Origin of the sequence: Pseudomonas sp. USTB-Z, assembly GCF_019691255.1 — a bacterium.
In the GTDB taxonomy this organism is placed as follows: Bacteria; Pseudomonadota; Gammaproteobacteria; order Pseudomonadales; family Pseudomonadaceae; genus Aquipseudomonas; species Aquipseudomonas alloputida.
Map to the genome: position 1 here is coordinate 227,856 of NZ_JAECZP010000006.1, position 19,080 is coordinate 246,935.

General features: G+C 62.2%; 18 protein-coding genes. 4 read left to right on the top strand and 14 right to left on the bottom strand.

From position 1 onward, the window contains the following. Nucleotides 1–105: 105 nt before the first annotated feature. Complete coding sequence (locus tag I8746_RS09860) at nucleotides 106–1,518, bottom strand: cytosine permease (protein WP_198748082.1); 1,413 nt, start codon at nucleotides 1,516–1,518, stop codon at nucleotides 106–108. A 396-nt stretch (nucleotides 1,519–1,914) separates the two neighbouring features. Then, complete coding sequence (locus I8746_RS09865) at nucleotides 1,915–2,367, bottom strand: Lrp/AsnC family transcriptional regulator (RefSeq protein WP_064493009.1); 453 nt, start codon at nucleotides 2,365–2,367, stop codon at nucleotides 1,915–1,917. A 111-nt stretch (nucleotides 2,368–2,478) separates the two neighbouring features. On the opposite strand from I8746_RS09865, the gene I8746_RS09870 reads away from it, so the two are divergent. Both I8746_RS09870 and I8746_RS09875 read left to right on the top strand, forming a co-directional pair. Continuing rightward, complete coding sequence (locus I8746_RS09870) at nucleotides 2,479–3,093, top strand: LysE family translocator (protein WP_003256078.1); 615 nt, start codon at nucleotides 2,479–2,481, stop codon at nucleotides 3,091–3,093. Between the two features lie 66 nt (nucleotides 3,094–3,159). Continuing rightward, on the top strand, nucleotides 3,160–3,792 hold the full coding sequence (locus I8746_RS09875) for a LysE family translocator (protein ID WP_003256077.1): 633 nt from the start codon (nucleotides 3,160–3,162) through the stop codon (nucleotides 3,790–3,792). Between the two features lie 22 nt (nucleotides 3,793–3,814). Here the strand turns inward: I8746_RS09875 and I8746_RS09880 are convergent, their stop codons facing one another. From I8746_RS09880 to I8746_RS09925, 10 genes are all read right to left on the bottom strand, one after another. After that, complete coding sequence (locus I8746_RS09880) at nucleotides 3,815–5,998, bottom strand: ATP-binding protein (RefSeq protein WP_221100569.1); 2,184 nt, start codon at nucleotides 5,996–5,998, stop codon at nucleotides 3,815–3,817. A 150-nt stretch (nucleotides 5,999–6,148) separates the two neighbouring features. Then, nucleotides 6,149–6,712 carry an NUDIX hydrolase gene (locus I8746_RS09885; RefSeq protein ID WP_003256075.1) on the bottom strand — a complete coding sequence of 188 codons (564 nt, stop codon included), beginning with the start codon at nucleotides 6,710–6,712 and terminating at the stop codon, nucleotides 6,149–6,151. Nucleotides 6,713–6,714: 2 nt separating this feature from the next. Beyond that, nucleotides 6,715–7,467, bottom strand: a complete 753-nt coding sequence (locus tag I8746_RS09890; protein ID WP_014756270.1) for a GntR family transcriptional regulator — start codon at nucleotides 7,465–7,467, stop codon at nucleotides 6,715–6,717. Nucleotides 7,468–7,555: 88 nt separating this feature from the next. Beyond that, on the bottom strand, nucleotides 7,556–7,945 hold the full coding sequence (locus I8746_RS09895; protein ID WP_012052006.1) for a carboxymuconolactone decarboxylase family protein: 390 nt from the start codon (nucleotides 7,943–7,945) through the stop codon (nucleotides 7,556–7,558). A 186-nt stretch (nucleotides 7,946–8,131) separates the two neighbouring features. Next, entirely contained in the window at nucleotides 8,132–8,617 is a 486-nt protein-coding gene (locus I8746_RS09900; protein WP_003256072.1) for a flavin reductase family protein, read from the bottom strand. A 12-nt stretch (nucleotides 8,618–8,629) separates the two neighbouring features. Then, nucleotides 8,630–10,111 carry an aldehyde dehydrogenase gene (locus I8746_RS09905; protein ID WP_003256071.1) on the bottom strand — a complete coding sequence of 494 codons (1,482 nt, stop codon included), beginning with the start codon at nucleotides 10,109–10,111 and terminating at the stop codon, nucleotides 8,630–8,632. Beyond that, complete coding sequence (locus I8746_RS09910; protein WP_003256070.1) at nucleotides 10,108–10,941, bottom strand: alpha/beta fold hydrolase; 834 nt, start codon at nucleotides 10,939–10,941, stop codon at nucleotides 10,108–10,110. The genes I8746_RS09905 and I8746_RS09910 overlap by 4 nt, the downstream gene beginning before the upstream one ends. Before the next feature lie 68 nt (nucleotides 10,942–11,009). Further along, on the bottom strand, nucleotides 11,010–11,606 hold the full coding sequence (locus I8746_RS09915) for an amino acid synthesis family protein (RefSeq protein WP_003256068.1): 597 nt from the start codon (nucleotides 11,604–11,606) through the stop codon (nucleotides 11,010–11,012). A gap of 264 nt (nucleotides 11,607–11,870) precedes the next feature. Next, on the bottom strand, nucleotides 11,871–12,911 hold the full coding sequence (locus tag I8746_RS09920) for an LLM class flavin-dependent oxidoreductase (protein WP_010954486.1): 1,041 nt from the start codon (nucleotides 12,909–12,911) through the stop codon (nucleotides 11,871–11,873). Nucleotides 12,912–12,991: 80 nt separating this feature from the next. Beyond that, the gene (locus tag I8746_RS09925) at nucleotides 12,992–13,477 is read right to left on the bottom strand and encodes a flavin reductase family protein (protein WP_014756273.1); all 486 of its coding nucleotides are present in this window, start codon (nucleotides 13,475–13,477) and stop codon (nucleotides 12,992–12,994) included. Nucleotides 13,478–13,793: 316 nt separating this feature from the next. Between I8746_RS09925 and I8746_RS09930 the strand changes: the two genes are divergently transcribed. Continuing rightward, the gene (locus I8746_RS09930; protein ID WP_014590645.1) at nucleotides 13,794–15,200 is read left to right on the top strand and encodes a cytosine permease; all 1,407 of its coding nucleotides are present in this window, start codon (nucleotides 13,794–13,796) and stop codon (nucleotides 15,198–15,200) included. Between the two features lie 52 nt (nucleotides 15,201–15,252). Here I8746_RS09930 and I8746_RS09935 read toward each other — a convergent pair whose 3' ends face one another. Both I8746_RS09935 and I8746_RS09940 read right to left on the bottom strand, forming a co-directional pair. Further along, nucleotides 15,253–16,878, bottom strand: coding sequence for a methyl-accepting chemotaxis protein (locus I8746_RS09935; RefSeq protein ID WP_221100570.1), 1,626 nt, complete (start codon nucleotides 16,876–16,878; stop codon nucleotides 15,253–15,255). 230 nt (nucleotides 16,879–17,108) lie between these two features. Further along, entirely contained in the window at nucleotides 17,109–18,311 is a 1,203-nt protein-coding gene (locus tag I8746_RS09940) for an NAD(P)/FAD-dependent oxidoreductase (protein ID WP_221100571.1), read from the bottom strand. A 193-nt stretch (nucleotides 18,312–18,504) separates the two neighbouring features. Between I8746_RS09940 and I8746_RS09945 the strand changes: the two genes are divergently transcribed. Then, entirely contained in the window at nucleotides 18,505–19,044 is a 540-nt protein-coding gene (locus I8746_RS09945; protein ID WP_011805352.1) for an Rrf2 family transcriptional regulator, read from the top strand. The last annotated feature ends 36 nt before the right edge of the window (nucleotides 19,045–19,080 follow it).

Here is a 19,080-nt window from a genome sequence, read left to right on the forward strand (position 1 = left end):
TTTATTCCCAATCGAAGGGTTCGCTGTTTTCCGCCTGAATTGCACCAGGCGTTCGGACGCCTGCACCCAGCCGTTTCATCTTTTGCAACGAAAGGCCAGTACCGATTAAGCCATCGCTGCCAGCTTGGCGCTGGTCTGCCGACGACGGTAGGCACTGTCACGGCTCGCCAGCCACCAGTACAGCGGCGAGGTGATCGCCAACCCTACCAGCCACGACAGGTCAGCCCCGTTGATATGCTCGGAAATCGGCCCGACGTACAGCGGGGTGTTCATGAACGGTATCTGCACCACGATACCCACAGCGTAGGCGATCAGGGCCTGCGGGTTGTAGCGCCCATAGATCCCACCATCGACCTGGAAGATCGACTGGATGTCGTAATCACCTTTGTGAATGGCGTAGAAGTCGATCAGGTTGATCGCCGTCCACGGCACCAGCACCACCAGCAGTACCAGCACCATGTCAACGAAGTGGCCGATGAAGTCTGCCGAAGCGAACACCGCTACCACGCAGCAGGCCGACAGCACGATCAGCGACAGCACTGCCCGGCTTTTGGCGGTGGGGATCCAGCGGTAGGCGAACGTTTGCACCAGGGTGATGATCGACAGCACCGCGCCATACAGGTTGAGAGCGTTATGGCTGATCACACTGAGCAGGAACAGCACCAGCATAATCGGGCCGAGCGTGCCGGTGGCCAGCTTGACCGCGTCCATGGTGTCCATGCCGGCCGGGATCGCCAGCACGGCCACGGCGCCGAAGATGAACGACAGGCTTGAGCCCAGGGCCGAACCCAGGTAGGTGGTCCAGAAGGTCGAGCTGACTTTGACATCTGCCGGGAGGTAGCGCGAGTAGTCCGACACATAGGGCGCAAAGGCGATTTGCCACAACGCCGCCAGCGACACGGTGGCCAGCCAGCCGGCCAGGTTGAAACTGCCACGGGTGAGGAAATCGTCGCTTTGTACATGGGTGAAGATGTAGCCGAAGCCGACCACGATACCGATACCCAGTACCCAGGTGCCAATGCGATTGAGCACGTGGATGAAGCGGTAGCCGATGATGCCGATGATGCCTGAACCCAGCGCCCCGATGACGATGCCCACCGGTACCGGAACGGCGTCCACCACGCCATGCAGTGACTTGCCGGCAAGGACGATGTTGGATGCGAAGAAGCCGATGTACATGACGCCGGCGATCACCACCACCAGCAGCGCGCCGAGGGTGCCGAACTGGGCGCGGCTCTGGATCATCTGCGGAATGCCCATTTGCGGGCCCTGGGCCGAGTGCAGGGCCATCAGCACCCCGCCGACCAGGTGACCGACGAGGATGGCGACGATGCCCCATACCAGGTTCAGGTGGAACAGCTGCACACCCAGCGCGCCGGTGACGATGGGCAACGGCGCGATGTTGCCGCCGAACCAGAGTGTGAACAGATCCCTTACCTTTCCATGGCGGTCTTGCGGGGGCACGTAGCCGATCGTGTGTTTTTCTATCAGGGGTGCCGAATTGGCTGCACTGGTCATGACTGACTCCAAGGCAAGGTAGGGCATTGGGAACTGCCCGGGGGCGTGCCGGCGGTGGGCGACGCGTTCTTGTTGGAGCGATGATGAGGGGCGCGGGGGTAACGAGAAATTAGTAAATATGTGCCCATAAGCGTTAAAAAAACTAAGGCTGACAAAAGCTTAAGCGGGTGACGGTAGCAAGGAGAGTGCCAGCTGGCTGAAGGCCTTAGGGTAGAGGGGCGGCGGGGGTGGCAACCGGATCACGGTGGGCTGGGTTGGTGCGATGTGCGCGTTTTCAGGGCAGATGAAAGGTTGCCTGGGCCGGCCTCTTCGCGGGTAAACCCGCTCCTACAACGGGCTAAGTCACCTTTGCAGGAGCGGGTTTACCCGCGAAGGGGCCGGCACACGAAGAAACAGCTACATGGGTAGCAGCCGATCCTGAAGCACTTCCTTCATCACCAAGGTCGAGCTCAAGCGTTTCACATTGGGAATACTGGTCAGGTGCTCGTCATACAGCTTCTGAAACGCCGGCAGGTCCTTGGCTACCACATGCAGCAGGTAATCCGGGTCGCCGAACAGCCGCTGCGCTTCGACAATCTGCGGGATCTGCGCCAGTGCCGTTTCAAAGTCCGCCACCGGCTGGCGGGTTACCTCGCGTAGCGTCACGAATACCAGCGCGGCAAAGTTCAGCCCAAGGGCGCTCGGTGCCAGCCGTGCGTGATAGCCCAGAATGGCTCCGGACTCTTCCAGTGCCTTTAAGCGCCGATGACAGGGTGACAGGCTGAGCCCCACACGGTCGGCCAGCTCGGTTACCGACAGGCGCCCGTCTTTTTGCAGCTCGGCAAGGATCTTTCGATCAGTTCTATCCATTGGGAAGAATCTTCCAATTCATGAATGCCAAGGGGAAATATACGAAAGAATATCCCCGAGCGAAATCCGTAATCTTTCGACATCCCAATGCAGTAGATAAGGAAGATTCAAGTGGCTATCAGTGTGCTGACGGCGTTCTGGGCTGTGTCGATGCTGTTCGTGATTACCCCGGGTGCAGATTGGGCGTATGCCATCTCTGCAGGCATGCGCGGTCGCTGGGTGATGCCAGCGGTGGCGGGAATGTTGTCGGGGCATTTCCTGGCCACGCTGGTGGTGGCGGCCGGGGTCGGCAGTTTGCTGGCAGGTCACCCGTTGGCGCTGACCTTGCTGACCCTGGCGGGGTGCAGTTACTTGCTGTGGCTGGGCGGCAACCTGTTGCTCAGCCCGGCATTGCCGGCGGCCGGGCAGGGCGGAGCGGGGGAGTCGGGCTCACGCTGGGCGTTGAAGGGTTTTTGCGTCAGCGGCCTGAACCCCAAGGTATTCCTGCTGTTCCTGGCCCTGCTGCCGCAGTTCACCGACCCGCAGTCGAGCTGGCCTGTGCCCTTGCAGATCTTGTTGCTGGGGCTGGTCCACCTGTGCAGTTCGCTGGTGATCTACACGCTGGTCGGCTATGGCGCCAAAGCTGTGCTGAGCACTCGGCCGGGTGCGGCAAAGCTGGTCGGGCGGGTGTCGGGGATGGCGATGATTACCGTGGCCCTGGGCTTGATAGCCGGGCAAATGACCTGAATTTACCGGTTCAGCATGACTTCAGATAAACTCGCTGCAACCTAATGCACAACCAGGATGTGCCCCGTGCCCGAAACCACGCAACTGCTCACGTTCGCCTTGATTTGCCTCGGCATGGTCCTGACCCCAGGGCCGAACATGATCTACCTGATTTCCCGCTCGATCTGCCAGGGCCGCCAAGCCGGCTTGATTTCGCTTGGCGGTGTGGCTCTGGGCTTCGTCATCTACATGTTCTGCGCGGCAATGGGCATCACGGCGCTGGTGATGGCGGTACCCTTTGCCTACGACGCGCTGCGCATCGGTGGCGCGCTGTACCTGTTGTACCTGGCCTGGCAGGCGCTGCGGCCGGGTGGCCAATCGCCGTTCCAGCTCCGTGAACTGCCCGCCGACAGCCCGCGGCGGCTATTCACCATGGGGTTTGCCACCAGCCTGCTCAACCCCAAGATTGCCGTCATGTACCTGTCGCTCATGCCGCAATTCATCGAACCGGGCCACGGCAGCGTGCTGTTGCAGTCGCTGGTGCTGGGTTCGACGCAGATCGCCATCAGCGTTACGGTCAACGCGCTGATTGCGATCATGGCCGGTTCCATCGCCGTGTTCCTGGCTGGCAGGCCGCTGTGGCAACAGGTTCAGCGTTGGTTGATGGGTACGGTGCTGGCGGGGCTGGCGGTGCGCATGCTGGCAGAAGGGCGCCGTTGATCGCCTATTGCGATGCAAGGTATCAGTGGCCGAATACTTTGCCGAGTATCTGGCACACCTGTTCTGCCGAGTAGGGTTTGGCCAGGAAGGTGAACCCTTGGTGCCCGCCTTCGGCAATCGCCTCGCTATAGCCCGAAGTCAGGATCACCGGCAACTGCGGGCGCTGGCGGCGAAGTTCGCGGGCCAGTGCCAAGCCACCCATGCCGGGCATGACCACATCGGAAAACACCGCATCAAAATCACCTGCCGGGCCAGTCAACTGCGCCAGCGCTTCTTCTGCCGACCGTGCATAGCTGATTTGGTAGCCGTGGTCCTCGAGGAGCTGAGCTGTGAAACTGCCCAGGTCGGGATTGTCTTCTACCACCAGTATTCGTCGCCGCTCGCCCTGTACCTGTGGCTGGCTGCCGGCCGAGGCGTCTTCGGGCGAGGCCGCAGTTGGGGCCTCCTGCGGCAGATACAGGGTAAAGGTGGTGCCCTGGCCGGGGATGCTGTTCACCTGTACATCGCCCCCGGATTGCTTGGCGAAACCAAACACCTGCGACAACCCGAGCCCGGTACCTTCACCTGGGGCCTTGGTGGTGAAGAACGGGTCGAAGATGCGCTCCAGCAACTCGGTGGCAATACCGACTCCGTTGTCGCTCACCGATATCGCCGCGAACGGGCCTGGCTGTGAAGGCTGACCGCGCAAGGCCGGCAGGCACTGGTCGGCCTGCAGGCGCAGCTGCAAGGCACCTTCGCCAGCCATGGCATCGCGGCCGTTGAGCATCAGGTTGATTACCGCAGTTTCCAACTGGCTGAGGTCGGCGCGGATGTGGCAGGGCGCTTGGGGTAGCTGCAGCTCGACCCGGATGCGCGCGCCAGTGACGGTGTCGAGCATGTCGGCCATGGCTTCCAGCCGTGGCCCGGCTTCGAACACCTGTGGGCTGAGGGCCTGGCGTCGGGCGAAGGCCAGTAGCTGGCCGGTCAGCTTGGCACCACGGTCGACCGTGTCGGACATGGTCTTGAGGTAGCGCTCGCGGCGCTCTTCGGCCAGGTTGGGGCGCTGCAGGAAGTGCAGCGACGAGCGGATGATGGTCAGCAGGTTATTGAAGTCGTGGGCTACGCCGCCGGTCAGCTGGCCAATGGCTTCCAGCTTCTGGGCTTGGCGCAGCACGGCCTCGGTGTGCAGCAGCTGAGTGGTGCGTTCTTCTACGCGATGTTCCAAGGTCGTGTTGAGCGCTTCAAGGGCCGCCATCGCTTCGCGCACTTCGGCATGGGCCTGGGCCCGCTGTATGTGCGCCCAGCATCGCTCGGTCACTTCGCTGATCAGTGCTTGCTCGTAGTCAGTCCATACCCGGGATACGCGGTCGTGAATCGCCATGAGCGCGGTCAGCCTGCCACCCTTGATCAGTGGCATGCAAATGGTGGCCGTAATGCCGATGGCCTGAAAAGTCGCCGCCTCGTCAGTGGCCAGTTCGCGCAGGTTGTCGTTGATCACCAGAGCCAGGCCGCTGCGCAGGCGGCTGACCGCCAGGCGGCCGAAGTCATGCAGGTGATAGTGGCCGACCAGGCGTGGTGAGCCGGGTGTCACCGCATCGCCGCAAATGGTGAAACCGTCCTCGTCGGGGTCCATCACCGCATAGGCGCAGCTGGACAAGCCAAGGTGCTCGACCAGCATGCGGGTGGTGATGGCCATGATCTGGTCCGGGTCGGTCGCCTCGGTCACGGCTCGCCCGAGGGTATCGAGAAAGTTCAGGCGCTGGTTGGTGAGCACACTGGCGGTGGTTTCGGTGACCGTGTCGAGCATGCCCAGAATTTCGCCATCATGGCCGCGAATCGGGCTGTAGCAGAAGGTAAAATAGGCCCGCTCCAGGCCGCCGTTGCGGTCGATCATCAGCGGGAAGTCTTCGATGTAAACCGCTTCGCCGGCCAACGCGCGGGCTGCCATGCTGCTGATTTCATCCCAGGCTTCGTGCCACACGTCGCGAAAGGGGATGCCCAAGGCCAGGGGCTTGCGACCGAGAATCGGGGTGAAGGCATCGTTGTACAGGGTGATCAAGTCCGGGCCCCAGAGCACGGCTTGCGGAAAGCGCGAGGCCAGGCACAGAGCTATCGTGGTTTTCAGGGCGTCGGGCCAATGTTCCAGCGGGCCCAGTGGGGTGGTGGCCCAGTCGTGGTTGCGGATGCGTTCGGCCATTAGCCCGCCGCCATCTAGCCATCTAGCCATGTGCTTTGCCGGTCCTCTTTCTCAAGGCCCTTAGGGTGCACCGAGAATAGACCGTTGGCGAGGGTTTTGTGAGGGCTGTGCCACTGCACGAGCCTCTGTAACTGCGCGATCCGGGTGAGTGCAGGTTCACCCGCGAAGAGGCCGTACCGGCTAGCGCATGAAGTGCACCTTGCCGGTGTCATCATTGCCCATGTAAATGCCATACACCCCGGCCTGCCGCTCGAGGATGTAGCGTTCGAGAATTTGCCGGATGGCCGGGTAGTAGATCTCATCCCAGGGGATTTCATCCGGCTCGAAGAACTTGTACGCCAGCGTCTCAGGCCCGTACTGCCCGGTTTCTTCGGTGACGATGGCACGGAAGATGATGTACACCTCGCTGATCTTTGGCACGCTGAAGATCGAATACGGCGAGACGATGTCTGCACGTACGCCGCTTTCTTCCCATACCTCGCGCAGCGCCGCCTGTTCGGTGGTTTCGCCAGCCTCCATGAACCCCGCAGGCAAGGTCCAGGTGCCGGGGCGAGGGGGAATGGCGCGCTGGCACAGCAGGTACTTTCCATCGCGCTCGATGATGCAGCCGGCGATGATCTTTGGGTTGATGTAGTGGATGTAGCCGCAGCCGGCGCAATGCAGGCGTTCGTGGGTATCGCCTGTGGGAACGCCCCGGGCCAGTTCCGTGGTGCAGTGCGGGCAGTAGCGCGGGGCATTGGGCATGATCAGCGACCTATGCGGGGTTCCTTCAGGGCCAAGGGTTCGACAATGTCGCGCACCTTGGCGTTGTCATCCTGCTTCTGGCGCAGGTATTCCAAGGCCACCTTGGCGGCGGCGCGGACGTGGTCGACCGAGGCCTGGTGGGCTACCAGCGGGTCACCGCTCTTGATTGCCTCGACGATCTTTTCCATTTCGCGGTTGCTGGCGCCGCGGCGGTTTTCCTGCGATACCGAGGTGGCGCGCAGGTAGCTGATGCGTGCTTGCAACTGGCGCAACTGCTGGGCCGCCACCTGGTTGCCGGAGCCTTCCAGCAGCACATCGTAGAAACCTTGTACCGAATCCAGTACCTGTTGCAGCTCACCTTCTTCCAGTGCCTCGCGGTTCACTTCCAGCGCGCGTTCCAGCGCACGGATGTCCTTGGCCTTGGCGTTGAGGGTGAACAGTTGCACGATCAGGCCTTCGAGCACACAGCGCAGCTCATAGATGTCACGTGCGTCTTCCAGGGTGATGATGGCCACGCGTGGGCCTTTGGCGTCGGCGAACTCCACCAGGCCTTCGGACTCCAGGTGACGCAGCGCTTCACGTACCGAAGTGCGGCTGACGCCGAGACGGTCGCACAGGTCGCGTTCGACCAGGCGGTCGCCGGGCAGCAGGTGAAAGTTCATGATAGCGGCGCGCAGCTTGTCGAGCACGATTTCGCGCAGAGTAACGGGATTGCGGTTGACCTTGAAGCTGTCGTCGAGTGGCTGGCGTTTCATCAGGTGCGCTCTTTATGAGGCTGTTGCGCCAACATCGCGGAATGCCTCGAACCGAGGCTTTCCATGCAGTGGTTCGAACAGCCCGTTGTTAACGGGTTTGCTCCGCATCGGCTTCGGCAAAGGCTTCACGGGCCAGGCGGAAACTGTCCACCGCCGCGGGTACGCCGCAATAAATGCCGACCTGGAGCAGGATTTCGCGAATCTGTTCACGGCTCAGGCCATTGCGCAGGGCACCGCGAATGTGCAATTTGAGCTCGTGGGGCCTGTTGAGCGCGGAAATCATGGCCAAGTTTATCATGCTGCGCTCTTTCAGCGACAAGCCTTCACGGCCCCAGACGTGACCCCAGCAATACTCGGTGACCAGCTCCTGCAACGGTTTGGTGAACTCATCTGCGTTCTGGATCGAGCGGTTGACGTAGTCCTCGCCCAGCACCTGGGTGCGGATTTTCAGACCCTTTTCGTACTTTTCATTGCTCATGTGCAGTACTCCGGCATAAAACAGGGGCCGCAACCGAGGGTGAGACGATTAGCGCGACCCCTGAAAACAGGGTCATCGGTGTTGGCTTTTTCGCGGGATTGCCCGCTCCCACGGGTTCCAGGATCTGTGCGATACCTGTGGGAGCGGGCGAGCCCGCGAAGCGGCCAACACCGACTTCAAGATGTATCAGCCAAGCGGCGGCAGGGCGCCGAGCTTGCCTTTGTGGTAGACCATCGGGGTCACCGGCTCGGCCGGCAACACCAGGTTCTTCACCGCGCCGACAATGATCGCGTGGTCACCGCCGTCGTACTCGCGCCACAACTCGCACTCGATGATCGCCGTAGCCTTGGCCAGCAGGGGGTTGCCCAGCTCGCTCAGGTGCCACTCCACGCCCTTGGCCTTGTCCTTGCCCTTGCCTGCGAAGGCATAGGCTTCGGCGGTCTGGTCGGCGGACAGCAGGTGGATGGCGAACTGCTTGCTGTCGCGCAGGATCGGGTAGGTGTCGGAGGCGTAGTTGGGGCAGAACAGCACCAGCGCCGGGTCGATCGACAGCGCGCTGAATGCACTGGCGGTGATGCCGACGATGCCGCCGTCGGCGTCCAGGGTGGTCACTACCGTGACGCCGGATGGGAAGGAGCCCATCACGTCTTTGTAGATGCCGGGTTCGATCATCTCGTGTTCCTCTTAGCGCATCACGAACGGGTCGGGCATCGGCGCGGTGGACAAGTTGATCCACACGGTCTTCAGCTCGGTATAGGCCAGCACCGAATCGATGCCGCTCTCACGGCCGTAGCCGCTGTTCTTGAAACCACCTATCGGTGCCATGGCCGACACGGCACGGTAGGTGTTGACCCAGATGATCCCCGAACGCACGTCGCGGGCCAGGCGGTGGGCACGGCCCAGATCGCGCGTCCAGATGCCGGCAGCCAGGCCGAATTGCGAGTCGTTGGCTATGGCCAGCGCTTCTTCTTCGGTCTTGAAGCGGATCACCGCGGCGACCGGGCCGAACACTTCTTCCTGCATGATGGTCATCGCGTTGCTGTCGCACTCGAACAGGGTCGGCTCGTAGAACCAGCCGTCACCTTCAACGTCGGCACGCTTTCCGCCCATGTGCAGTTTTGCGCCTTCGGCCTTGGCTGCTGCCACCAGGCCTTCGACGACTGCCAGCTGTTGCGCGGTGGCCATCGGGCCCATTTCGCTGGCGTCGTCCTGCGGGTTGCCGATGCGGATGCGCTTGGCGCGGGCAATCAGGCGCTCGACGAACACGTCGAAGATTTCATCCTGCACCAGCAGGCGCGAACCGGCCACGCAGCTTTGCCCGGACGCGGCGTAGATGCCGGCCACGGCGCCATTGATGGCGCTGTCCAGGTCGGCGTCGGCGAAGATGATGTTCGGCGACTTGCCGCCCAGCTCCAGCGACAGCTTGGCGAAGTTTTCGGCACTGCTGCGCACCACGTGGCGGGCGGTGGCGGCACCGCCGGTGAAGGCGATCTTGCGCACCAGCGGGTGGCGGGTCAGCGCCGCGCCGGTGCTGGGGCCGTAGCCGGTGACCACGTTGACCACACCGGCCGGGAAGCCGGCCTCAAGGGCCAGTCGGGCCAGCTCGAGGATGGTTGCCGAGGCGTGCTCGGACGGTTTGAGCACGATGGTGTTGCCGGCAGCCAAGGCCGGCGCCAGCTTGATCGCGGTGAGGTACAGCGGGCTGTTCCACGGGATGATCCCGGCAACCACGCCGATTGGCTCGTGCACGGTGTAGGCGAACAGGTCGGGTTTGTCCAACGGCAGGGTGCCGCCTTCGAGCTTGTCGGCCAGGCCCGCAGTGTAGTGGAAGAACTCCGGCAGATAGCCGACCTGACCGCGGGTTTCGCGGATCAGCTTGCCGTTGTCACGGCTTTCCAGCTGGGCCAGGTGCTCCTTGTTCTCGGCAATCAGGTCACCCAGACGACGCAACAGCTTGCCGCGCGCGGTGGCGGTAATGCTGCGCCACGCCTTGCTGTCGAAGGCACGCTGGGCGGCCTGAACGGCCAGCTCCACATCGGCTTCATCGGCGTCGGGCAGTTGCGCCCAGGCCTGGGCGGTGGCCGGGTTGAGGCTGTCGAAGGTCTTGCCGCTCTGGGCATCGCGCCATTGGCCGTCGATGCACATCTGGAAACGAACGAGGGTCATGCAACAATCCCCTTGGCGGATTCGGTGAGGGTGCGGGCTTGGGTGAGGAAGTCCAGCAGCATCTTGTTGACTTCACGCGGTGCTTCCACTGGCATCATATGCCGTTGCTCGGCGAGGACCACACTGCGTGCGCCAGGAATGCTGGCGGCGAGCTGGCGGGTCATGGCCGGGGTGGAGCCCGAGTCGAGTTCGCCGGTGGCGATCAGCGTCGGCACCTGGATACTGCCCAGGTCGTCGGCGCGGTACATGTCCTGAGTGGCGAACAGCGAATAAGTGGTGTGGTAACCCTGCGGGTCGTTGCTCGCCAGCACCTGGCGAATGGCGGCGACCTGCGCCGGGTTGGCAGCCTTGTATTCACGGCTGAACCAGCGGTCCAGGGCAGCATCGACGTTGGCGTCTGGGCCCAGCTCCGCCGCCTGGGCAGCGCGGGCGATCACCCCGGCACTTTGCTCGGGGGTGCGGTTGAACACGCTGTTGAGCACGACCAGTGCAGCCAGGCGCTGCGGGTAATTGAGGGCGAACGCACGGGCAACCAGGCCGCCCATGGAGAAGCCGATCACGGTGGCTTGTGCAATTTGCAGGTGGTCAAGCAGTTCGGCGAGCTGGTCGGCATAGCCTTCCAGCGGTGTGTCGGCGGCCGGTACGCGGCTTTGACCGTGGCCGAGCATGTCGTAGGCGATGACGCGGTAGTCGTTGGCCAGGCCAACGAACTGACCGCCCCACATTTCCTTGTTCAGGCCTACGCCGTGGATCAGCACCACGGGTTGGCCCTGGCCGACATCCAGATAGCTGGTGCCGGCAGGTGTGCGTTCAGCGACAGGCTGAATCATGGAGGGCGCTCCTTGAAGGTCGGGCGCGGCGGGTAAGCACGCCACGCCCCGGCCCGTCTTGGTTGTTGTTATTGAGCGTTGGCTTTTTCGGCAGCCAGTTCTTCCAGGTCGATGTAACGGTTGCCGATGCGCGGGTGCAGGCGGCCGCCATCGGCTGCGCCCAGGACCACGACGATTTCATCGGCACGCGGGGCATCTTCGATCTGCATTTCCAGGGTGATGTAGTGCGAACGCAGGCCTTCGTCGTCCTTCTGCATCATCGGGATCTGGATCGAAGTGCCTGGGCCGCCGCGCTTGTTGGTGAAGCTCAGGTAGCTCTTGGCCTGAACTGCCTCGCGGTAGTGGTTGCCGAAGCGCAGGGTATGGATCACGGCCGAGGCGTGCTCGATTTCGCCATCAGCGCCGACGACGGCGGCTTTACCGTAGGCCTCGATCTTGTCGGCGCCGCCAATGGCAGCAGTCAGGCGCTCGACCATCAGGGCACCCAGCTCCGAGCAGTTGGCGCGAATTTCCGGCTTCAGATCTTCAACGAAACCGCGACCGGCCCATGGGTTCTTGATCACGACGGCCAGGCCGACCATGGTCACCGGCTTGTCAGTGGCCTTGCCGCCTTCGATGCGGGTCTCTTCGGAGTAGGTGACGATCTTGCGGATTTCGAAACTCATGGGTGGCTCCTGGTGAGGGTTATCAGCTCTTGTTGTCTGATGGTATACCATAATATTTGTTGTGCAAGAGGTGTCAGGAAATTTCTCTTGCCGGGGGACGAAAGGTGGCCTGATGCCTTGATTTCTCTGTTGTCTGTACTGGCCTCTTCGCGGGCTTGCCCGCTCCCACAGGGACTGCACAGGTTTCAAAAAAAAGCCCGCTCACGCAGGCCGAAGGGGCCCACGGGAGCGGGCGCGTCCCGCAATGATTCAGGCAATGGGAATTCAGGCGAACGCCGGCACCACTTCCTTGATGAACAGCTCGAGCGACTTCTTCTTCTCGGCGTGGGGCAAGCTGTTGTCGCACCAGAAGCTGAACTCGTCGACGCCCAGTTCCTGGTAGTACTTGATGCGTGCGATGATCTCTTCCGGCGTGCCGATCATGGTGTTCTTGCGGATGTTCTCCAGCTGGAACGCCGGCACTTCGGCGAACTTCGACTCCGGGCTCGGCTCCAGGAAGCCATTCACCGGGGTCGTCTTGTTGCCGAACCAGGCATCGAAGGTGCGGTAGAAGCGCGAGATCGCCTGGGCACCGACCTTCCAGCCTTCCGGGTCGGACGGGCTGTGCACGTGGGTGTGGCGCAGCACCATCAGTTGCGGGCGCGGCACGTCCGGGTTGTTGTCCAGGGCGGCCTGGAACTTGTTCTTCAGGTCCAGCACTTCTTCGTCACCCTTCATCAGCGGGGTGACCATGACATTGCAACCATTGGCAACGGCGAAGTTGTGCGAGTCCGGGTCGCGGGCGGCGATCCACATGGGCGGCGTGGCGTTGAACGGCTTCGGTACGCTGGTGGAGGTCGGGAACTTGTAGACTTCACCGTCGTGGGCGTAGTCGCCTTCCCACAGCTTGCGCACCACCGGCACCATCTCGCGCAGCGCCTTGCCGCCGTCGGTGGCCGGCATGCCACCTGCCATGCGGTCGAACTCGAACTGGTAGGCACCGCGGGCCAGGCCCACTTCCATGCGGCCGTTGCTGATCACGTCCAGCAGGGCGCATTCGCCAGCGACGCGGATCGGGTTCCAGAATGGCGCAATGATGGTGCCGGCGCCCAGGCGGATCTTCTCGGTGCGCGCGGCCAGGTAGGCCAGCAGCGGCATCGGGCTTGGCGAAATCGTGTATTCCATGGCGTGGTGTTCACCGATCCACACGGTGCTGAAACCGCCGTCTTCGGCCATCAGGGTCAGTTCGGTCAGGTCTTCGAACAGCTGGCGGTGGCTGACCTGTTCATCCCAACGTTCCATGTGCACGAACAACGAAAATTTCATGGGTTTTTCCTCAACGCTTGTTATTGCCCGTCAGTCAATCGGGCTTCAATGTGGGAGCGGGCTGCGTCCAACTGCAGGCTTCAGGCAAAGGCCGGCAGGCTGGCCATCTTGCCGCGGCAGTACACCATGGGCCGTGGTGCTTCTGCCGGGACGATCAGGTTGTGCACCTTGCCGACCATGATGGCGTGGTCGCCACCTTCGTATTCACGCCACAGTTCGCATTCGATGACGGCGGTGGCACCGGCCAGGATCGGATTGCCCAGTTCACTCAGGCTCCACTCGATACCGCTGGCCTTGTCCTTGCCCTTCCTGGCGAACGCGTAGGCTTCTGCCTGCTGTTCACCCGAGAGCAGATGAATGGCAAAGCGCTTCTGCTTGATCAGTACCGGGTAGGAGTCGGAGGTGTAGTTGGGGCAGAACAGCACCAGCGGCGGGTCCATCGACAGGGAGGAGAAGGCGCTGGCGGTCAGGCCGACGACCGAGCCGTCGTCGTCCTGGGTGGTGATGACGGTAACGCCGGACGGGAAGGAGCCCAGAACGTTCTTGTAGACAGTTGCGTCGATCATCGGGAGTACCTCTGAAGGGCTGCGGTGGTCCGCGGTTTTTATCGTTGATGTGTCTGATGGTATACCGTAATACCTATTTTGCAAGCGGAATTTTCAACCCTGGGTTTTCGCGATGAACGGCCCAATGCCACGAAAACCGTGGCCTTTAGCGGTGAGGCGGTTTGTCGCAGGGGTTTCGCAAGCGGATCAGTGGCCGTTTTTTCATGCGGATCAGTGTTGTCAAAAGTTTGGAATACCATAATATGGTCCGCAGCTGAGAGGCCGCCTAGATGCGGTTTCCTTACAAAGATAAAAACGACCTTTCGAGCTGAAAACCATGTCCCAACCGTCGTCGCAACACCAGTTTGTCGAGAATCACACGGTCGATTACGTTCCACCTGCCGAGCGCCACGGGAAGGCGCGCGACCTGTTCACCCTCTGGTTCAGTACCAACATTGCACCACTGCCCATCGTCACCGGTGCCATGGTGGTCCAGGTGTTCCACCTGAACCTGTTGTGGGGGTTGATAGCCATCGTCCTGGGCCATCTGGTCGGGGGCGTGGTCATCGCCCTGGCCTCTGCGCAGGGGCCGCAGCTGGGCATTCCGCAAATGGTGCAGAGCCGTGGCCAGTTTGGCCGCTACGGTGCCTTGCTGATCGTGTTCTTCACCGCGCTGATCTATGTCGGCTTCTTCATTTCCAATATCGTCCTGGCGGGCAAGACCATTCACGGCATCGCGCCGAGCGTGCCGATGCCCGGCGCGATCGTGATCGGTGCCCTGAGTGCGACTGCCATTGGCGTGATCGGCTACCGCTTCATCCATATCCTCAACCGCATCGGTACCTGGGTGATGGGCTCGGCGTTGCTGGCCGGTTTCATCATGATGTTCATCCAGGACTTGCCGGCAGACTTCTTCAGCCGTGGCGCGTTCAACCTGTCGGGCTTCATTGCCACCGTGTCGCTGGGTGTGATCTGGCAGATCAGCTTCTCGCCGTACACCTCTGACTACTCGCGCTACCTGCCCCGTGAGGTGGGCATTGCCAAGCCGTTCTGGGCCACTTACTTTGGCGCCACCCTGGGCACCATCCTGTGCTTCAGCTTTGGTACGGTGGCGGTGCTGTGCGTGCCGGAAGGCACCGACGCAATGGATGCGGTGAAGCAGGCCACCGGCTGGCTGGGCCCGATCCTGATGGTGTTGTTCCTGCTTAACATCATCAGCCACAACGCCCTCAACCTTTACGGCGCCGTGCTGTCGATCGTGACCGCGATCCAGACCTTCATGGCCGAGTGGACGCCGAGCATCAGGGTACGGGTGATACTGGCCTCGGTCATTCTGGTGGGCTGCGGGATGGTGGCACTGAATGCCTCGGCGGACTTCATCGGCCAGTTCATCGGCCTGATCCTGGCGCTGCTGCTGGTGCTGGTGCCGTGGGCTTCGATCAACCTGATCGATTTCTACCTGATCAAGAAGGGCCAGTACGACATCGCCTCGATCTTCAGTGCGGACGGCGGCATCTATGGCCGCTTCAACCACCACGCGATCATTGCCTATGCCTGCGGCATCCTGGTGCAGCTGCCGTTTGCCAATACTTCGCTGTATGTGGGGCCGTACTCGAACATTGTCGAAGGGGCTGACCTGTCGTGGCTGTTCGGCTTGCTGGTGACCGTGCCGCTTTACTACTGCCTGGCGACGCGGGGGAAGGCTGTCGAGAAGGCGGGGCGGGTGGTAAGCGTCAACGACTGATAGACCGCTGTTGCTGTAGCCGGGGCTGCAATGCGGCCCCGGCTGTTTTGGATCAAACCTTGAACTGCGCCACCATCCCGTTCAGGTCCACCGCCAACCGCGACAGTTCCTGCGCCGCCGCACTGGTCTGATTCGCCCCCGCCGACGTTTGCATCGCCAGGTCACGAATATTCACCAGGTTCCGGTCCACCTCGCGTGCGACCTGCGCCTGCTCCTCCGAGGCACTGGCAATCACCAGGTTGCGCTGGTTGATCGAGGCAATGGCCTCGGCAATCACCTCCAACGCCTGCCCTGCGCTTTGTGCCACTTCCAGCGTACCCGTGGCGCGACCCTGGCTGCTGTGCATTGCTGTCACTGCCCGCTCGGTGCCGTTCTGAATCCCGGCAATCATCTGCTCGATCTCTGCCGTCGATTGCTGGGTACGGTGGGCGAGGGCGCGTACCTCGTCAGCCACCACGGCAAACCCACGTCCTGCCTCTCCGGCCCGTGCCGCCTCGATGGCGGCGTTCAGTGCCAGCAGGTTGGTCTGCCCGGCAATTGCACCAATCACGTCCAGCACCCGGCTGATCTCGTTGGCGTTGCTGGCCAGTTGTTCGATCTCGGCCGATGTGCCGGTCACATCCGCTACCAGATGCTGGATGGATGCCAACGCCTGGTTGACCTGGTCGCGGCCATCGCGGGTGGTCTGGTCAGCGCCCTTGGATGCATCAGCAGTGCTGACCGCGTTGTTCGCCACTTCCTCGACTGCCGCAGTCATCTGATTCACCGCCGTGGCGGCCTGGTCGATTTCTGCACTTTGCTGATGCAGGCCGCGGCTGGTGTCTTCAGTGACAGTGTGCAGTTCTTCCGAGGCTGAGGCCAGTTGGTCGGAAAACGCGGCGATCTGGCGAATGGTATCGCGCAGGCTGCCCTGCATCCGGCTCAGGGCGCGCAATAGCATGGCCGGCTCATCGCGGCCGGTTACCCGTATCTCCCGGGTCAGGTCGCCGGTCGCCACGCGCTCGGCCACAGCCAGTGCATCGGCCAGCGGCACGACGATACTGCGGGTGAGCACGGTAGCGATGGCTGCAAGGGCCAGCATGATCACCACCAGTGAGGCAACCAGCGCAGTGAACGCTTCGTCCGCTACGTCGCTGCTGCGCTGCGAGGCTTGTTCGGCACCTGTGCCGTTATAGGCGATCAACGCTGCCATGGCCTGCATCATGCTGTCGGCGTGCTGAGTCAGCGGGCCGCTGATCTGCCGCTTGGCGTCGTCCATGTGCCCAGCTTGAATGTCTTGCAGCACGCGGGTCTGTAATTCGAAATAGTGCTGATAAGCCGCGCTGAAGGCATTGAACAGGGCGCGGTCATCGGCAGCGATGATCGTGTCGGCATAATCCTTCAGCGCATTATTCAGCTCGGTATTGATGCCGTTGAGCATCTGCAGGTTGCGCTCGCGGTCACTGGGGTTGTCGTCCAGCGCGGCACGCAAGGTGACGGCGCGGGCACGCCCGAGGTTGGCGCTGATGTCACCGAGGGCTATTACGGCCGGCATCCAGGTCACCCGGATTTCATCCGTGGCTTTGTCCATCTGCCGGGTTTCGTAAAGTGCGATCAAGCCCATGAACAGGACCAGGATGCCCAACAGGGCGAACACGCTTGCAGCGCGAATGCCGATCTTCAAATTCCGTAACTGCATGGAATGCTCCTTGACGGTGGCGTGCAGGCCTCAGGAGCTTGGGTGGATGGCCGGGTCACCGGTATGGCGCCAGGCTCTTGATGCGCTGCGGAGTTGTTTGTGTGTCTCACCCTCGTGACTTTTTTGATTTCAATGATGCCATATGGCCATCATTATTGAACAGCCATTCAATGTAACGGCCAAAACTGACAAAACCGCCAATTGTTGACGGTTTTGTCAGAAAAATGCCGTTAAACGATGGCGATCATTGGGTCCGCCGCAGCCAGCGCCAAGGCGCGGTCAGCCGCTGGCGGATGAATCCATACCGAGTTGATCTGGCGCTTGAGGGCCTTGCCTTCCTGGCCGTGCAGCTTCAGTTCGCGCTCCCAGCCTTCGCTGAAGGCGGCGCCCCAGTCGCCCAGGTCCAGGCAGGTGACGTATTTGGGCTGGCGATACAGCACCGGCTGCAGGCCGAGCAGGTCGGCGGCGGCGTTGTTGCCGGCGTGGCGGCCCATGGGGATGGCGTGCTGGCACGTCATCAGGGCATGGTTGCCCAGGTCATCCACCGCAGCCCAGGCGGTGTCGCCGGTGGCATAAACGTGCTCCTGGCCCAGCACTTTCAAATGGCCATCCACTTTCAGCCGGCCGAAGGTATCGCGCTCGCCGGCAACGTGCGCCGTCAACGGGCTGGCCTTGACGCCAACGGTCCAGATTACCGTGTTGCTGGCGATGTGCTCGCCGTTGTCCAGGGTGACTCCCGCAGCATCGACAGCCACCACCGAAGCGCCGGCCAGCCATTCGACCCCGGCCTGTTCACACGCGGCAACAATCGACGGTGTGATCCCTTCACCCAATGCCGCCCCCACTTGCGCACCACGGTCGACCACCACTACCCGCAATGCCGCGTCGGCCCCGAGGATCGAGCGCAGGCGAGTAGGCATTTCGGTTGCGGTCTCGATGCCGGTGAAGCCGCCGCCGCACACCACCACGGTATTGCGAGTTGGCGAAGCGGGCAGGGCGGCCAGATCGACCAGATGCTGCTCCAGGCGCATGGCCGATTCCATCTGGTCGACATCGAACGCATGCTCCGCCAGGCCTGGTACTGCCGGGCGGGCGACTTGGCTGCCTGCGGCCAGGATCAGGCGGTCGTAGGCGATGCGCTGCGGCTGGCCGTGGGTGTCGGTATAGCTGACGCTGCGACCTTCGGTGTCGATGCTGTCGGCGTTGCCCGGGAAGAAGTGAATGCCCACGGCCTCGAACAGTTCACCCAGAGGCGCCTTCATGCCATGCACGTCGGCCTCGTAAAAGCGCGGACGAATGCGCAGTTCCGGCTGTGGCGCCAGCACGCTGATGCTGAGGTCGGCACGTTGCGCCTGGTCGAGTAGGCGGGCAGCGCTCAGGGCGCTCCAGACACCGGCAAAGCCGGCACCGATGATCAGGATGTTGGATTTCATGAAGGTGCTCCGCAAGGTTCGAAGAGGGCATCGGGGGCCAGCTGTATGGCCTTCGAGTAACTACGACTATATCGGTCGTAGTTTTTTTCGGCAAGGGCTTTTCCCTTTGCGGTGGAGCTACCTTTTGACACCTTGTTTTGTCAGTGCCGGGGCATCGGCGTAACATGTACGACAAAATCGGTCGGAGATTTGAATGTCGCTTTACAGTGCTGGCGTGGAATACGGTATCCATTGCCTGTTGTTTTTAGTCGACGAGCGCGGTGAAACTCGTGATTCCAGCGTGCGCGACCTGGCCGAGTTGCAAGGCGTGCCGCAGGAATACCTGGCCAAGGTCTTCACCAAGCTGGCCCGTGCCGGGCTGGTGGCGGCCACCGAAGGCGTGCGCGGCGGCTTCCGCCTGGCGCGGCCGGCGGCGCAGATCAGCGTGCTGGATATCGTCCATGCCATTGATGGACCAAAGAAGATCTTCGATTGCCGCGAGGTGCGCGAGCGTTGCACCTTGTTCGACGGCTCGCCGCCGCGTTGGGCGACCGAGGGTACCTGTGCGATCCACGCAGTGATGCTGGGGGCGCAGAAGCGCATGGAAGAATCATTGGCACAGCAGACTGTGCTGGACCTGGCCATGCGCTTCGGGCGCAAGGCCCCGGCTGAATTTGGCCAGCAGGTCGATGCCTGGATGGGTGAGCGGCGGGAGGCCAAGGGGGCTGGGGATATTCCGGTAGACCAGGTGTGAAGGGCTTGCCCGAACCGGCCTTTGCGCGAGTAGGGA